Source organism: Bathymodiolus japonicus methanotrophic gill symbiont, from assembly GCF_019721995.1.
In the GTDB taxonomy this organism is placed as follows: Bacteria; Pseudomonadota; Gammaproteobacteria; order Methylococcales; family Methylomonadaceae; genus Methyloprofundus.
The window spans coordinates 16326-31308 of the sequence record NZ_BLYC01000018.1; the positions used below are offsets into that span (position 1 = coordinate 16326).

Consider the following 14983-nt stretch of genomic DNA (forward strand, 5'->3'; position numbering starts at 1 on the left):
GAAAATAGTCTTTAAAATCCGCTGCAGACTTCCATTAACAATTCCTAATAACTGCCTAGCATACTATTTTTAAAAGACCAACACCAGTTTGAAAGCGATTTTTTCTCATAAAAACAACAAAATCTCAGTCATTAAATTGCCAATACGTGCAATCTAGCGGATTATTTATACGACAAAAATGTAACTTTTTCGCAAAAAAACAACATCTTTTGTGTTTACGCCACAGACAGTCTATAATTTGCCACTAAATTTTGTTTTTTCCAACTACTACACCTTAAAAATATACAGACTGCATGACTGACTCTCAAATTTCACTTGAAAACCCAGAATCGCTTTTAGCTGCCTCTGTTGATGAATTTCAGGCTATATTACTTGAAGGCGTGTCGCGCACATTCGCACTAACCATTCCCCAGCTACCAGCAGGATTATACTCTGCCGTAGCAAATGCTTACCTGCTATGCCGCATCGTAGATACCGTTGAAGATGAAGTTTCTCTGAACTTTGAGCAAAAGCTGGAATTCTGTAGCCGCTTTATAGACGTCGTTAGAACAGGTGAAGATGCAATTGGTTTTGCAACAGACCTGGCACCACTTCTATCAGGCCAGACCATTCCAGCTGAACACGTACTTATCCAGCTAACCCCCCGGGTAATCGAGATTACCCATAGCTTTGCCCCTGAACAAATTGATGCACTACTCAACTGCGTTGAAACCATGGCAAAAGGCATGCCTGTGTATCAGGGCATGGATTTAAAGGGTGGTCTGGCAACCCTGCAGGATATGAATGAATATTGTTATTATGTTGCAGGCTGTGTGGGTGAAATGCTGGCAAAATTATTCTGCCATTACTCACCCGCAATTGACCAACACCGCGAACAGTTACTGGAATTATCTGTTTCCTTTGGCCAAGGCTTGCAGATGACCAATATTTTAAAAGACATCTGGGATGATGCCGAGCGAGGCGTGTGCTGGCTACCCCAGGATATTTTTACAGAAACAGGCTTTGACCTGAAAAAACTGAATACAGCTACCGATAGTGCTGAATTTCGCCTCGGCTTAGAACATCTGATCAGCATCGCGCAAGGCCATTTAAAAGATGCCCTCACTTATACTCAGCTACTACCACGTAATGAAACCGGCATGCGTAACTTCTGTCTGTGGGCATTAGGTATGGCAGTACTCACCCTCAATGAAATTAAACAAAACCTGAATTTCAAGGATTCCAGTGAAGTCAAAATCACACGTAAAAGTGTTAAGCAGACTATTCTGACAACCAGGATTATTGGCCGTAGCAACTTATTACTCTCGCTACTTTTTGATCTAAAAAGTAAAAATCTGGTCTGCAAAGACTGGCAATATCAAGCAAACAAGTAAGTCGCACTATGTTTACCGAGGATTACAATAATATGCGCAATATCCATAATCTGGACAATGCGACAAAAAATGCACAGGATGAACTGCTATCCTTGCAACACCAGGACGGCTATTGGTTATTTGAGCTAGAAGCAGACTGTACGATTCCAGCTGAATACATCATGATGATGCATTATCTGGATGATATTGACAGTAAATTACAGGAAAAAATTGCGACCTATCTGCGTGCGCACCAGTCTGTAGATGGTAGCTATCCTCTGTTTGCCGGTGGTAATGGCGATATTAGTTGCAGTGTTAAAGTTTACTACGCCCTAAAAATGGCTGGAGACCAGACAGACCAGCCCCATATGGTGCGCCTACGCGAGTTTATACTTACGCAGGGCGGTGCGGCAAAAGCAAACGTTTTTACACGTATTTCACTGGCCATTTTTGAGCAACTTCCCTGGCGTGGCGTACCGTTTATTCCAGTGGAAATCATGCTGCTACCCAAATGGTTTCCATTCCATATAGACAAAGTATCTTACTGGTCCCGCACCGTGATGATTCCTTTATTTATCTTATGTACGTTAGAAGCGAAAGCTAAAAACCCGCTAAACATCAATATTCTGGAATTATTCATAGTTCACCCAGACAAGGAGCAACATTATTTTCCTGAGCGTGGGCTGCTGAATAAATTCTTTCTATTTCTGGATGCACTAGGCCGGAAGTCACGTATTCTGGTCACCAAGAAAATGCACCAGACTGCAGTTGCCAGAGCTAAAGACTGGTTTACCGAGCGCCTCAATGGCGAAGATGGTTTAGGCGGTATCTTTCCAGCGATGGTCAATGCTTATCAAGCCATGCTATTACTCGGCATGCCCGCCGACCATGAGCATGTTGTCACTGCCCGTAAGGCGATCGATAAACTACTCGTCATCAAAACAGATGAAGCATATTGCCAACCTTGCCTATCCCCTGTCTGGGATACTGGACTAACTCTACTTGCCTTGCAGGAAGCTGATTTAGATAGCACCAAAGCTAGCAGAGAACGTGCTTATGACTGGTTGAAAACCAAGCAACTATCGGATGAGCCTGGTGACTGGCGTATTCAACGCCCTAACCTGGAAGGCGGTGGCTGGGCATTTCAATTTGAGAACCCGCATTACCCCGATGTCGACGATACTGCTGTTGTTGCTTATGGCATGGCAACGTCTGAACTCCCTGATATGGATGAATCCATTCACCGCGCGACTCGCTGGATTGTAGGTATGCAGGCAGGTAATGGCGGCTATGGTGCATTTGATGTAGATAATTCTTATTATTACCTGAATGAAATCCCGTTTGCCGATCACGGCGCTTTATTAGACCCGCCTACGGCTGATGTTAGTGCGCGTTGCATCATGCTAATGGCTAAAGTAGCACAGGAGCATGATGAATATTTACCTGCGTATAATCGCTGCCTAAATTATATTCGTTCCGAGCAAGAAGAAGATGGCTCGTGGTTTGGGCGTTGGGGTACTAATTATATTTATGGCACCTGGTCAGTATTAATCGCGCTAGAGCAAACTGGCACGCCTAAAGATGACCCTATGTACACTAAAGCGGCCGCATGGTTAAAAAGCGTACAGCATGAAGATGGTGGCTGGGGCGAGGATAATCAAAGTTATCACCAGGCTGAATTGCGCGGTCAATTCCATTCCAGCACAGCCTTTCAGACAGCCTGGGCATTACTGGCTTTAATGGCTGCGGGTGAGCATGATTCACAAGCAGTTCGTAGCGGTATTGATTATTTGCTAAATATGCAACAGCAAGACGGCGTATGGGCGGATGATTGTCACACGGCTCCCGGCTTTCCGCGCGTGTTTTACCTAAAATACCACGGTTATGATAAGTTCTTTCCATTATGGGCCCTGGCGCGTTACCGCAATGAGCAGCGTAACAAGTGATTACCGGTATTCTGGTTGCACTACCTGAAGAATTACACACTCTGACTAAATCCAGAATTAAACAGGGTGAATGCATCGCCGTGTCTGCAAACACCTTGATTACTTTATCTGGCGCTGGTTCTAAAAATGCGGCAAGTGCTGCGCAAAACCTGATAATACTGGGTGCAAATCAATTAATTAGCTGGGGTTGTGCCGGCGCATTATCTCCGCAGTTAAAAGCCGGTGACCTGGTTGTTCCTGCCGATATACTTACCCGGGACAATATTCAATTAACAACACATAAACAGTGGTCCCGGAAAGTTATCGACCTACTAGATAAGACCATAAAGCATACGCAAGCCACATTGCTGGAAAGTGATACGGTGATCGGCCAGGCCTGCGATAAAAACCGGCTATACCTGACGACTCAGGCGATCGCAGTGGATATGGAATCAGCCGCAGTCGCGCAACTTGCTCAGCAGGCACAACTCCCGTTTATCGCCATACGCAGCATAGTTGACCCGGCGCAGCTTGACCTTCCCGGGGCGATTGATTATGCGATGACCGACAGCGGCGTTATATCTATTCGCAAACTGCTGCGCTATTTATGCAGCCATCCAGGCGACCTGCCTCGTTTAATAACACTAGGTATGCACTTCAATGCGGCAAAGAAAACCCTGAAATACCTTGCGGGTCAGTTGCCACAAATCACTCGGACGCAGTGGAGTCTGGCATGAGCCTGTCAACAAGAATACTCGAGTGGCAAGGCTGCCTGGTAACGCGTTATGCGTGGTTTATTATTAGTGCCGCTCTATTGCTGGTAGGACTGAGTGCTTACTATGCAAAAGACCATCTTGGCGTGAATAATAATTCGTCTGAGATGCTGTCACCTGATTTGCCATTTCAGAAAAATTACAAGCGCCTGGAAACTGCATTTCCACAAGATACCAATGCCATTTTATTTGTGGTCGATACGCCTACCCCGGAAGAAACTGCAATTGCGGCGACTAATCTGTTAAAGCGCCTAAATAACAATAGCGATTTTTTTGAGTCCAGCTATATTCCGGATGACAATGCATTCTTTCGTCAGCAGGCTTTTCTGTATCTATCCACTGCAGAGTTAGATAAATTAGCCAGCAACTTAACCGATGCCCAGCCTTTTATTGGTTATCTGGCACAGAATTACCATCTGCAAGGACTGTTTAGCATTTTAACCGAGGCGCTGGAAAATGAAGATAGTGTCATCAGCCAAAGCTTGCCAGCGCTACTAACATCCATCAGCACAGCTCTAAACAAAACTGCTGCAGGCGAACATTATCATGTTTCCTGGCAAGAAATACTCAACCCGAATAGTGCCACAAACAAAACCCGCCGAATTGTGATTGCCAAGCCCCGGGTGCATTACCAGTCGATGATGCCAGTCGCTGCTGCGATTGAAAAAGCACGCGCATTATCTAGCTTGCTTATGCAGGAAATGCCCGGAACAAATATTCGTATCACCGGTGATATCGCACTACAGCATGAAGAACTGGAAGATATAGGTGATGGCGCTGTACTCAGTGGCATTGGCTCTTTACTACTGGTACTGCTTATTTTATTTCGTTGCTTTCACTCGATTAAGCTACTGCTAGCAACCCTGATCACCTTATTAATGGGACTAACACTGACGGCCGGATTTGCAGCTATTGCCATTGGTCATTTAAATGTTATTTCAATTTCATTCGCAGCATTGTATATAGGTCTGGGAGTGGATTTCGCCATTCATATGAACCTGCATTACCGCGCGCAACTAGTTAAGAAATGTAGCAATAAAAAGGCTATTAGAAAAGCCCTGCACAGCGTTGGCTTTTCATTATTTCTTTGCGCTTTAACCACCTCTATCGGTTTTTTTGCTTTTATACCTACAGACTATAAAGGCGTCTCTGAACTAGGCATGATTTCTGGTGTCAGCATGTTTATTGGCCTTGCAGTTTCCATGCTGGTATTACCTGCCTTGCTGACGATATTTAAACTTGAGCAGGCAGAGCCGTTTCATACTTCGGCACAACCTTCGTTTATCCAGACCCTGCCATTTCGCTATAAAAAAGCCATACGCATCGGTACATTTGTCCTTGTTGCTGCCTGTCTATTCGTCGTCCCGTATATCAGCTTTGATTCTAACCCGATCGATATGCGTAACCCCAAGGCGAGCACAGTCAGCACATTTAAAGACTTACTCAAATCAAAAACTGACTCGCCTTATGCTCTGTACGCTTTAAGTGATAGCCTGCACGCAACACAAAAAATGCAGAAAAAGCTGGAACAACTTTCAAGCGTGCATGGGACTATCTCACTGGAAAGTCTGGTAGCTACAGACCAGGAAGATAAGCTATATACTATCGAAGACTTGGCATTAATTCTAGGACCTCAGCTCAGCCAGTTTAACGCACGCCTTGTTCCCTCTGATACTATCGCGGTGTTAAGTCAGTTTAATGCAACACTTGCCAGCTTGCTGGCAAACAACCGCACGTCCATAGACCCGCTGGTTTTGCAGGATCTCAGTAGCAGTATCGATAAATTTTTAGCTGCGCTGGAATTATTTCCAGAGCCGGTCATCCTGGCGCAAAACCTGGATAATAGTATTCTGGGTCTATTGCCCTACACCATTAAGATGCTAAGCCAAGGCTTAACTGCCTACCCGTTTGATATAAACGATATACCTGACGAGATTCGTCTGCAGTGGCTTAGTCTAACGGGTATTTATCGTACGATGATTATGCCGGAGCAGAATTTAAATATCCCTGCCAACTTAAAGCAGTTCGCTGAACAAGTACAGAGTGTTGAGCCTACCGCAGTCGGCTTGCCGGTGGGTGATCTTGCTTCGGGAAAAGCGGTGGTTGGCGCTTTTCAGCAGGCATTTGCCAGCTCGTTAATCATTATTTTCCTGTTACTTTTGTTTATGCTGAAAAGCATTAAAAAAACGCTATTAGTCATAGGTCCATTATTGCTTGCCGGTTTATTAACCTGCACGACCAATGTTTTTCTTGGCATTCCGTTTAATTTTGCTAACATCATCGCCCTGCCTCTCCTGTTAGGCATGGGCGTTGATAGCGGTATTCATATTATCCATTGCCTATATGAAGGCCTTGAGGACAATCAACATTTATTACAAAGCAGTACCGCGCGCGGGGTCATGTTCAGTTCGCTGACCACCATGAGTAGTTTTATCAGCCTGGCGTTAATACCGCATTTTGGCATTTCCAGCATGGGGATTACTCTGGCTGTTGGCATTAGCTTTACGCTGTTTTGCACGCTGTTTATATTACCTGCTTTTAGCAATAGAACCATTCAACTTTAAAGACCAAGATACAGTCATGTCATTCAGTATCGCCGAACTTTTTACTCAACATAGTCAGGAAAAATTTGAGTTGCACGAAAACTATTTGAATAATCAAATGGTTCGAGTTCTAAAAACGATAGGCTATGACCGCACCTACACAAAGGCGCTGGGTCAGTATTTATATGATCAGCAAAACACCGAGTATCTGGATTGTTTAAGTGGCTTTGGTGTATTTGCCGTAGGGCGCAACCACCCTACAGTCGTTAACGCGCTACAGGAAACATTGACACTGGAATTACCTAACCTGGTGCAAATGGATGTGTCTTTATTAAGTGGCTTGCTGGCAAAGAAAATCCTGGCTACCACTCCGGATAATCTGGATAAGATGTTCTTCTGTAATTCCGGTACCGAAGCGGTTGAAGCGGCTATTAAATTTGCCCGCTATACCACTAAACGAGAAAAAATCGTTTTCTGTGAGCATGGCTATCATGGCTTGACCATGGGTTCTTTATCTTTAATTGGTGAAGAAGTGTTTCGCGAAGGCTTTGGCCCATTTCTGCCAGGCTGCAGTTCTGTGCCATTTAATGATCTGGCGGCACTAGAGCAGGCACTGAGCAATAAAGATGTTGCTGCATTTATAGTCGAACCGATACAGGGTAAAGGCGTAAACCTACCTGATGATAATTATCTGGTGGGCGTACAGCGCCTGTGTAAACAATATGGCACTTTATTTGTTGCCGATGAAGTACAAACCGGCATAGGCCGCACTGGAAAATTCTGGGCTATCGATCACTGGGATGTACAACCAGATATGATTTGCATGGCTAAAGCCTTATCTGGTGGCTTCGTCCCCGTTGGTGGCGTTGCCATGACTAGTAAAATTATGGATACGGTGTTTAACCGCATGGATAGAGCCGTGGTTCATGGCTCAACCTTTTCAAAAAATAATATGGCGATGGCGGCAGGATTGGCTACCTTACAGGTTATTGAAGATGAGAGCCTGGTGCAAAACAGTGCTCTGGTCGGCGCAGATATTATTCGTAGTATCAATGCCATGAGCAGTCGATATGAATTTTTAAAAGAAGCACGAGGCAAAGGGCTAATGGTTGCCATCGAATTTCAGGCGCCTAAAAGCCTAACCCTTAAAGCCGCCTGGGCAACGCTGGAAGCGGCGAATAAAGGCTTGTTTTGTCAGATGGTCACCATCCCCTTATTTAAAGATCATCACTTACTCACACAGGTGGCTGGACACGGCATGAATGTCGTTAAACTATTGCCGCCATTGAACTTAACACAAAAAGATCGCGACTGGATTGTTAACTCGTTCGATCATGCCATTGCTGACACTCACAAAGTCCCTGGCTCAATCTGGTCACTGGGTAAAAACCTAGCTGGCCATGCACTTAAATCAAAAACAGGGTCTTAAGGAACGTATATTATGAATATTGCAGAGAATTATCCACTTTTACATACCATCGACCTTCCTGACGATGTGCGGAAATTAGACCGGGATCAGTTGATTCCGCTATCCGGTGAATTACGCGAATTTTTAACCCACTCTGTTAGTTTATCTGGCGGCCATTTTTCAGCGGGTCTGGGAACGGTTGAATTAACCGTTGCTTTACATTATGTCTATAACACACCTAACGATCAACTAGTCTGGGATGTGGGACATCAAGCCTATCCGCATAAAATCCTCACTGGGCGCAAAGAGCGCATGACCACAATTCGCACTAAAGACGGTATCTCGGCTTTCCCCAAGCGCAAGGAAAGTGAATACGATGCATTTGGCGTTGGCCATTCGAGCACCTCGATCAGTGCAGCCTTAGGTATGGCCATTGCTGCTGAAAATAAAGGTGAAAACAGCCGCATGGTCGCAATTATTGGTGATGGTAGTATTACTGGCGGCATGGCGTTTGAAGCGATGAATCATGCGGGTGCTCTTGACGCCAATTTGCTGGTTATTCTAAATGATAACGATATGGCAATTTCGCCTAATGTTGGTGCGATGAACAACTACTTTACTAAAATCATTTCCAGCAAGCTTTATTCTTCTGTACGCGAAGAAAGCAAAAAAGTACTCAGTAACCTACCCTCTGTATGGGAACTTGCAAAAAAGACCGAGGAGCATGTTAAGGGCATGATTGTTCCCGGCACTTTATTTGAAGAACTAGGCTTTAATTACATTGGCCCGATTGATGGCCATGATGTGGATATGCTAGTCGATACGCTGAAAGCCGTCAAAGAACTTTCTGGCCCGGTATTTCTGCATATCGTTACTAAAAAAGGTAAGGGCTATGCCCCTGCTGAAAAAGACCCGTTAGCTTATCATGGTGTACCCGCCTTTGATCGTAGCAAGGATTGCCTGCCTAAATCCGCGCCATCGCCACACCCGACTTATACCCAGGTTTTTGGTTGCTGGTTATGTGATATGGCAGAAAAAGATGAACGTTTATTAGGCATTACCCCTGCCATGCGTGAGGGTTCAGGAATGGTGAAATTTTCTGAATGTTATCCAAAACGCTATTTTGATGTCGCGATCGCTGAACAACATGCGGTGACCCTCGCTGCTGGACAGGCATGTCAGGGAGCAAAACCAATTGTTGCTATTTATTCCACGTTCTTACAGCGCGCATATGATCAACTCGTGCACGATGTCGCGATCCAGAACCTGGATGTGTTATTTGCCATCGACCGTGCTGGCCTGGTTGGCCCTGATGGTCCTACGCATGCGGGTAATTTTGATTACAGCTTTCTGCGCTGTATTCCGAATATGCTGGTAATGGCACCAGCCGATGAAAATGAATGCCGACAAATGCTAACCACTGGCTATAACTATGAAGGCCCTGCTTCAGTACGTTATCCTCGCGGTAAAGGCCCGGGCACTACTATTGCTAATGACTTTGCTGAACTGGAAATCGGTAAAGCTGAAGTACGTCATCAAGGCGGCCGTATAGCAATTCTTGCCTGGGGCAGCATGGTCACTCCTGCGCTTGAAGTGGGTAAACATATAGGCGCTACTGTCATTAATATGCGCTTTATCAAGCCACTGGATGAAGACATTATTCTGCAAATGGCTAAGAGTCATGATGTGCTGGTCACCGTTGAAGAAAATGTACTCGCGGGTGGCGCTGGTAGCGCGGTCAATGAATTTTTACAGGCGCAGAAAATTCTGATGCCAGTATTAAATATCGCCTTAGCTGATGAATTTATCGAACAGGGAACGCGTGAAGAGCTATTGGCAGAATGTGGTCTGGATATGCAGGGCATTACAACGCAAATAGAAAACTTCTGCGCCTAATCAATCACTTTCGGGTGGGTGCATATAGCCCACCCAACATCTAGCCATAAACTGTGTCTTATACTTCTGTAAAATCGTTAACAGCACTATGCCTATTACTTTTTCCATTACTTAGCCTTGCCCACGGCACCATTAGGCTCTGGCAATCCATCTGGTCGGCATGGATTTTCACGCCCGATGTTGCCATCCCGATGCTTTTAACCGTAGTTGTTTTTTTTCGGGGTCGTGCCAAGCGGCGTGAAGCAGGCCGCCCCGTCAGCATCGGGCAAACCATTAGCTTTCTACTGGGTATGCTGTGCTTCGTTATCGCCCTGCAATCTCCATTAGAGCCACTGTCCGAGCATTTTTTGTTTTTTCATCAGATTGAACATTTATTAATGCGTGGTTTAGGCCCCCTATTGCTTATCTTAAGTATGCCTCTCGCACCACTAATACAGGGGCTTCCCAAAGTGGTACGCCATTCTATTTTGACACCGATTATCCGTAATAAAGTGATACAGTGGCTATATAATTTCCTGAACTACCCAGTCATCGCATCGGTTTTATTTATCGCAACCCTACTCATCTGGCAAATCCCCAGCCTGCATAATAGCGCCCTGGCAGACCAGTCTTTACATAACTGGATGCACTTCACCATGATTCTGACCGGCTTCTTTTTCTGGTGGTTAATCTGCGATCCACGCCAGAAATCATCCCGTATTCCGTTTGGTATACGTATTATTATTTTATGGTTAGTGACCATACCTAATACTATTATTGGTGCTATTATTACTTTAAAGAGAGATCAGATCTATGCTGCTTACGATGTACTCGATGGACGATTAGCCATTGAAATAATGCTGGATCAGCAGTTAGGCGGTATTATGATCTGGGGACCTGGTGGCATGATAGGACTGATTGGTACCGCTGTTGTATTTTTTCTATGGACACGCAAAGATAAAAAATTGCGCTATCACTAAATTACTCCGCGTCACCTGTCCCGATCTTTCTAGGTTTAAAACACATTATTACGTTGGGGGGAGCTTATGAAAATTGCAATTATCGGTATGGGGCGTGTTGGCGAAACTCTCGCATACAGCATCGTAATGAGAGGCCTCTGTGATCATCTAATACTATGCAACCGCACAGCGTCAACAGCAACCGGAGATGCAATGGATTTGCAGCATAGTCTGGCTTTTTGTCAGCACTCCATGAAAATAAGCTCTGGCGAAATTGCCCAGGCTAAAGATGCAGATATCGTAGTGATTACAGCATCAATCTCCATGTCAAAGACAATGTCTTCGCGCACAGAACTGGGACTGGTCAATGTTGCGCTATTTCGAGAATTAGTTCCACTTATTGCCAGTAATAACCCAGATGCAGTGCTGGTCATTGTATCTAACCCTGTTGATGCCTTGACTTACCTGACGACCAAGCTTTCAGGCTTTGCTGCATCCCAGGTTATTGGTGTGAGTACATTGATAGACTCAGCCAGATTCAGGGTCATGCTCTCACAAGTCGAGAAAATCCATCCTGATGATCTACGCGCTTATGTCGTCGGAGAGCATGGACCTAACCAATTCCCGATTTTTAGTCAGGCGATTGTTGGCTGTGAGTCGATCAATGATAACCCATTACACCGCGAGATATTTGATCAAGTAACTGACGCAGGATTCGAAGTCTATCATAACAAGGGCTATACCAATTTTGCCATTGCCAATGCCTGCACTGAAGTGCTTAGAACCATTGTTTCTGATGCCCACCGCACCATGCCACTTTGCACCTACTTTGATGAGTGGCTAGGCATCACTAATAACTGTTTTAGCATTCCGGTGGTAGTCGGCCGCAGAGGTATCATACGCTATTTATACCCGGCACTAAATAAACGCGAGCAACAGGATTTAAATAGTCAGGCGCGCCATGCTACCTCACGAAATTCCGGGACTCCTGTCGCCGTAATTCGTTCACCTACGCAGCGAATAGGAGATGCTCCAGCCGCCCTGCGTCCGCCACAGACTGAGCACAAAGCAGCTCAGTCATGGCTACCACAAATGGCTCTACGGCTATTCGGGATAAAATTTTAGCCTCCCTCGCGCGCTATCGCGCACTTCGGATTGGCAAATTTCCCTGCGCCTTCTGGAGACTATCAGCCCGTCCGGGGCTGACAGCGAATGCGAAAAAAATTAAAGCAACAATCAGTACGCTTTTAGACTTATGAAATGAGGCTTCGCCTTAGGCAACTCGCAACCCACTCTCCTTGCTGGTCTTTTTGTCCATCATCTGCGTTGTAGAAACAATTGCCAGGCGCGCCATGCTACCTCACGAAATTCCGGGACTCCTGTCGCCATAATTCGTTCACCTACGCAGCGGATGGGAGATGCCCTGAACGCCCTGCGTCCGCAACGACTACGCACAAAAGCCGCTTCGTCATTACTACCTCACTGGCTGGACGGCTATTCAGAATGCAATTCTTGCTCCTCTCGCGTGCTGCTAGCACACGTCGAATCAGCGAATTACCCTGTCGCCTATCAGGGACTAGAAATCACCACTTCGCTAAGCTCCGTTTCCATGATTTTCAGCGGTAGCCTGCCATGTGCCTTGGCTACACATTGAAAACAAACAAAATATCCTGCGCAATATGAGCAAATTATTTATTGCGCGTTACATTACCGCTATTTTTTATTGGCCTTTAAGCCATATTAATTATATTATCAACATATACTTCGCGCGGTCACGACTGCGGATTTCTAACGACTGACTTTTTGCCGCTGGCGGCGTTGCTAAAACAGTTGCGTAGTCGGCTATGCGCCTGTTTTAGCGCCTTGCCCTCGACAAAAATTAGTGCGTTATAAACTCTGCATCCGTGACCACGCGAAGTATAACTTATTACTTTTAGTAAGTTTTTCATCCCATTATAATCTCAATAGGAATTTACAATGTCAAAATCCCTTAAGAAAAAATCAGTCAAGTCTGTTGCAAAAAAGGTTATTAAAAAAGCTGTTGCTAAAAAAATCATCGCTAAAAAGAAAGCAAAATCTATGCTAAAAAAAATCAGCAAAATTACTATTAAGAAGAAGCCTGAAAACAGAAAGTCGGCGACAAAAGCAGCTAAAAAAGCACTAAAAAAAGTAGCCAAATAAAAACATAGACAGAAACCCAATCATCTGGGTTTCTTCAATAAACTTTCTCCTGTAAATATTCCAAACGGTCAAAGCTAAGCCCCGTATTGCCGCTATTCAAGCCCTGGCCCATTTATTTCGCGCCAGGCAATGCTTTGCGAATCGGTATATTCTCGCTGAGCTATATTTTTCCGCTGTGCGTTTATCTGGCTGGAAAAGTGTGTGTGTACTGTCCGCAAAGCGAAAAGTACTCTGCCACGATTGCCATATATCCCGGGGTATTAAATCCACAGCGTCTATTAGCGATTGCCAGCGCATTAGGTAAATAACGCCAGTAGCTTAGTGCGTGTTTTTTGGTCAGAATTTTGACCAGGTAAACCAGGGCATTATTATTCGCCCGGTAATTGCTTTGCTGAAGTTTCCCAATTATTGAGTAGCTGTAATACACAATGCTGGTGTATCGAGGTTTATTTTAGGTGGTTTTGCCATGTTTATAGCAAACCCCTACTTAATTCCCCTTAGGCAATAGCATTTGAAACGAATGAAAAGACTATTTCTTTCATACAGTTGTAGCATAGTTTCAATTTTACCATAAATAATTATTGGGAAACTTCAGATGAATAATACCACAGGCGCGCCATGCTACCTCACGAAATTCCGGGACTCCTGTCACCATAATTCGTTCACCTACGCAGCGGATGGGAGATGCCCTGAACGCCCTGCGTCCGCAACGACTACGCACAAAAGCCGCTTCGTCATTACTACCTCACTGGCTGGACGGCTATTCGGAATGCAATTCTTGCTCCTCTCGCGTGCTGCTAGCACACGTCGAATCAGCGAATTGCCCTGTCGCCTATCAGGGACTAAAAATCACCACTTCGCTAAGCTCCGTTTCCATGATTTTCAGCGTCCGAATTATTGCCACTACTCGCCTGGATCATCCGCCCTTGTTTCTGCAACCGTGCTATTAACGGAGTACAAGGCAGAGCATTTAATAGACCTGCCATAACAATAGGGGCATGGCAGGCATTTACAAAATCAATAAACTCCTGCACTGATTCATCGCTGTCATGGTCAAAACCGTAAATCATGCCCATCATCACCCCTGCACCGGTTTGCTCGGATATAAACTTTAGTTTTTCGACCAGGCTACGCTCACCGCGCAGGTTCTGCCTTTTATCTGTTCCTAACAAGGAGGCTTCATTCGGGGTTTCAACGCCATAAAAGCCGTTGATAAAGTTTGCCTTATGAAACCAGTGCAGGCGCGCCATGCTACCTCACGAAATTCCGGGACTCCTGTCGCCGTAATTCGTTCACCTACGCAGCGAATAGGAGATGCTCCAGCCGCCCTGCGTCCGCCACAGACTGAGCACAAAGCAGCTCAGTCATGGCTACCACAAATGGCTCTACGGCTATTCGGGATAAAATTTTAGCCTCCCTCGCGCGCTATCGCGCACTTCGGATTGGCAAATTTCCCTGCGCCTTCTGGAGACTATCAGCCCTTCCGGGGCTGACAGCGACGTAACTCTGCCATCACCGGTGATTCATCGTCAAGGCGCAAGGTCAGTTCAGTATATTTGTAAGCGTCAATTCTCTCCACCTAGACAAGCTACACCAATTACTTTAGAGGCTTAATTTTTTCAATCAAGTTCCAGGACAAAAACTGATCCAGTGCTTCTGGTTTATAATGCCTACCCAGCTTGGGTAGTTCAGTTTCGGAAGTGCTGACAGCGCGTATGCCATACCGTGATTCTCGTCAGGCGCAAGGTCAGTCGAATTTGAAGCGCAATCCTCCACCTGACAGCTCAATTACTTTAGAGGCTTAATTTTTTCAATCAGTTCCAGGACAAAAACTGATCCAGTGCTTCGGTTTATAATGCCTACCCAGCTTGGGTAGTTCAGTTAATAGGTATTTCAGGTAATCAAAAGGTTCCAGGTTATTAGCAACGGCTGTTTGCACAAGACTGTAAAGTAGTGCGCTGACATTT

Annotated in this window: 16 protein-coding genes and 1 pseudogene; 13 read left to right on the forward strand and 4 right to left on the reverse strand. The window is 45.3% G+C overall.

All coding sequences use genetic code 11. The annotated features are described in order from the left end of the window. The first annotated feature begins 293 nt into the window (after nt 1-293). The 9 genes and pseudogenes from K6984_RS19250 to K6984_RS19290 all read left to right on the forward strand — a co-directional run bounded on the left by K6984_RS19250 (nt 294) and on the right by K6984_RS19290 (nt 12094). Nucleotides 294-1373: a phytoene/squalene synthase family protein gene (locus K6984_RS19250; RefSeq protein ID WP_221896992.1), complete on the forward strand. Its 1080-nt coding sequence runs from the start codon at nt 294-296 to the stop codon at nt 1371-1373. Between the two features lie 8 nt (nt 1374-1381). Next, entirely contained in the window at nt 1382-3298 is a 1917-nt protein-coding gene (gene shc, locus K6984_RS19255; RefSeq protein WP_221896993.1) for a squalene--hopene cyclase, read from the forward strand. Further along, nucleotides 3295-4014: a phosphorylase family protein gene (locus K6984_RS19260; RefSeq protein ID WP_221896994.1), complete on the forward strand. Its 720-nt coding sequence runs from the start codon at nt 3295-3297 to the stop codon at nt 4012-4014. Before shc ends, K6984_RS19260 begins: the two co-directional genes overlap by 4 nt. Continuing rightward, nucleotides 4011-6614, forward strand: coding sequence for an MMPL family transporter (locus K6984_RS19265; RefSeq protein ID WP_221896995.1), 2604 nt, complete (start codon nt 4011-4013; stop codon nt 6612-6614). Before K6984_RS19260 ends, K6984_RS19265 begins: the two co-directional genes overlap by 4 nt. 16 nt (nt 6615-6630) lie before the next feature. Then, nucleotides 6631-8022 carry an aspartate aminotransferase family protein gene (locus tag K6984_RS19270; protein ID WP_221896996.1) on the forward strand — a complete coding sequence of 464 codons (1392 nt, stop codon included), beginning with the start codon at nt 6631-6633 and terminating at the stop codon, nt 8020-8022. 12 nt (nt 8023-8034) lie between these two features. Continuing rightward, a complete protein-coding gene (gene dxs, locus K6984_RS19275) occupies nt 8035-9897 on the forward strand; it encodes a 1-deoxy-D-xylulose-5-phosphate synthase (RefSeq protein WP_221896997.1) in 1863 nt (620 codons plus the stop codon). A gap of 53 nt (nt 9898-9950) precedes the next feature. Beyond that, on the forward strand, nt 9951-10856 hold the full coding sequence (locus K6984_RS19280; RefSeq protein ID WP_221896998.1) for a cytochrome c oxidase assembly protein: 906 nt from the start codon (nt 9951-9953) through the stop codon (nt 10854-10856). 66 nt (nt 10857-10922) lie between these two features. Continuing rightward, nucleotides 10923-11732: pseudogene (locus tag K6984_RS19285) on the forward strand (malate dehydrogenase); the annotation flags it as partial. Nucleotides 11733-11914: 182 nt separating this feature from the next. After that, nucleotides 11915-12094 carry a hypothetical protein gene (locus tag K6984_RS19290; protein WP_221897000.1) on the forward strand — a complete coding sequence of 60 codons (180 nt, stop codon included), beginning with the start codon at nt 11915-11917 and terminating at the stop codon, nt 12092-12094. A gap of 58 nt (nt 12095-12152) precedes the next feature. On the opposite strand, the gene K6984_RS19295 is transcribed toward K6984_RS19290, so the two are convergent. Further along, on the reverse strand, nt 12153-12290 hold the full coding sequence (locus K6984_RS19295; protein ID WP_221897001.1) for a hypothetical protein: 138 nt from the start codon (nt 12288-12290) through the stop codon (nt 12153-12155). Between K6984_RS19295 and K6984_RS19300 the strand changes: the two genes are divergently transcribed. Continuing rightward, nucleotides 12247-12489: a hypothetical protein gene (locus K6984_RS19300; protein ID WP_221897002.1), complete on the forward strand. Its 243-nt coding sequence runs from the start codon at nt 12247-12249 to the stop codon at nt 12487-12489. The two genes, K6984_RS19295 and K6984_RS19300, sit on opposite strands and share 44 nt — an antisense overlap. Before the next feature lie 323 nt (nt 12490-12812). Next, the gene (locus tag K6984_RS19305) at nt 12813-13016 is read left to right on the forward strand and encodes a hypothetical protein (RefSeq protein ID WP_221897003.1); all 204 of its coding nucleotides are present in this window, start codon (nt 12813-12815) and stop codon (nt 13014-13016) included. Between the two features lie 565 nt (nt 13017-13581). Here the strand turns inward: K6984_RS19305 and K6984_RS19310 are convergent. Continuing rightward, a complete protein-coding gene (locus K6984_RS19310) occupies nt 13582-13737 on the reverse strand; it encodes a hypothetical protein (RefSeq protein WP_221897004.1) in 156 nt (51 codons plus the stop codon). Here K6984_RS19310 and K6984_RS19315 point away from each other — a divergent pair. Next, on the forward strand, nt 13694-13966 hold the full coding sequence (locus tag K6984_RS19315; protein WP_221897005.1) for a hypothetical protein: 273 nt from the start codon (nt 13694-13696) through the stop codon (nt 13964-13966). The two genes, K6984_RS19310 and K6984_RS19315, sit on opposite strands and share 44 nt — an antisense overlap. A gap of 215 nt (nt 13967-14181) precedes the next feature. Here K6984_RS19315 and K6984_RS19320 read toward each other — a convergent pair whose 3' ends face one another. Then, nucleotides 14182-14370: a hypothetical protein gene (locus K6984_RS19320; protein ID WP_221897006.1), complete on the reverse strand. Its 189-nt coding sequence runs from the start codon at nt 14368-14370 to the stop codon at nt 14182-14184. 12 nt (nt 14371-14382) lie between these two features. Here K6984_RS19320 and K6984_RS19325 point away from each other — a divergent pair, with 12 nt between their 5' ends. After that, nucleotides 14383-14520, forward strand: coding sequence for a hypothetical protein (locus tag K6984_RS19325; RefSeq protein WP_221897007.1), 138 nt, complete (start codon nt 14383-14385; stop codon nt 14518-14520). Nucleotides 14521-14826: 306 nt separating this feature from the next. On the opposite strand, the gene K6984_RS35805 is transcribed toward K6984_RS19325, so the two are convergent. Continuing rightward, nucleotides 14827-14955: a transposase domain-containing protein gene (locus tag K6984_RS35805; RefSeq protein ID WP_338024555.1), complete on the reverse strand. Its 129-nt coding sequence runs from the start codon at nt 14953-14955 to the stop codon at nt 14827-14829. Nucleotides 14956-14983 lie beyond the last annotated feature (28 nt).

What these genes read in the sequence shown, in the direction of transcription:
- K6984_RS19250 (WP_221896992.1), top strand. Translation starts at nt 294, where the DNA reads ATGACTGACTCTCAAATTTCACTTGAAAACCCAGAATCGCTTTTAGCT.
- shc (WP_221896993.1), top strand. Translation starts at nt 1,382, where the DNA reads ATGTTTACCGAGGATTACAATAATATGCGCAATATCCATAATCTGGAC.
- K6984_RS19265 (WP_221896995.1), top strand. Translation starts at nt 4,011, where the DNA reads ATGAGCCTGTCAACAAGAATACTCGAGTGGCAAGGCTGCCTGGTAACG.
- K6984_RS19270 (WP_221896996.1), top strand. Translation starts at nt 6,631, where the DNA reads ATGTCATTCAGTATCGCCGAACTTTTTACTCAACATAGTCAGGAAAAA.
- dxs (WP_221896997.1), top strand. Translation starts at nt 8,035, where the DNA reads ATGAATATTGCAGAGAATTATCCACTTTTACATACCATCGACCTTCCT.
- K6984_RS19290 (WP_221897000.1), top strand. Translation starts at nt 11,915, where the DNA reads ATGGCTACCACAAATGGCTCTACGGCTATTCGGGATAAAATTTTAGCC.
- K6984_RS19300 (WP_221897002.1), top strand. Translation starts at nt 12,247, where the DNA reads ATGGGAGATGCCCTGAACGCCCTGCGTCCGCAACGACTACGCACAAAA.
- K6984_RS19305 (WP_221897003.1), top strand. Translation starts at nt 12,813, where the DNA reads ATGTCAAAATCCCTTAAGAAAAAATCAGTCAAGTCTGTTGCAAAAAAG.
- K6984_RS19315 (WP_221897005.1), top strand. Translation starts at nt 13,694, where the DNA reads ATGGGAGATGCCCTGAACGCCCTGCGTCCGCAACGACTACGCACAAAA.
- K6984_RS19325 (WP_221897007.1), top strand. Translation starts at nt 14,383, where the DNA reads ATGGCTACCACAAATGGCTCTACGGCTATTCGGGATAAAATTTTAGCC.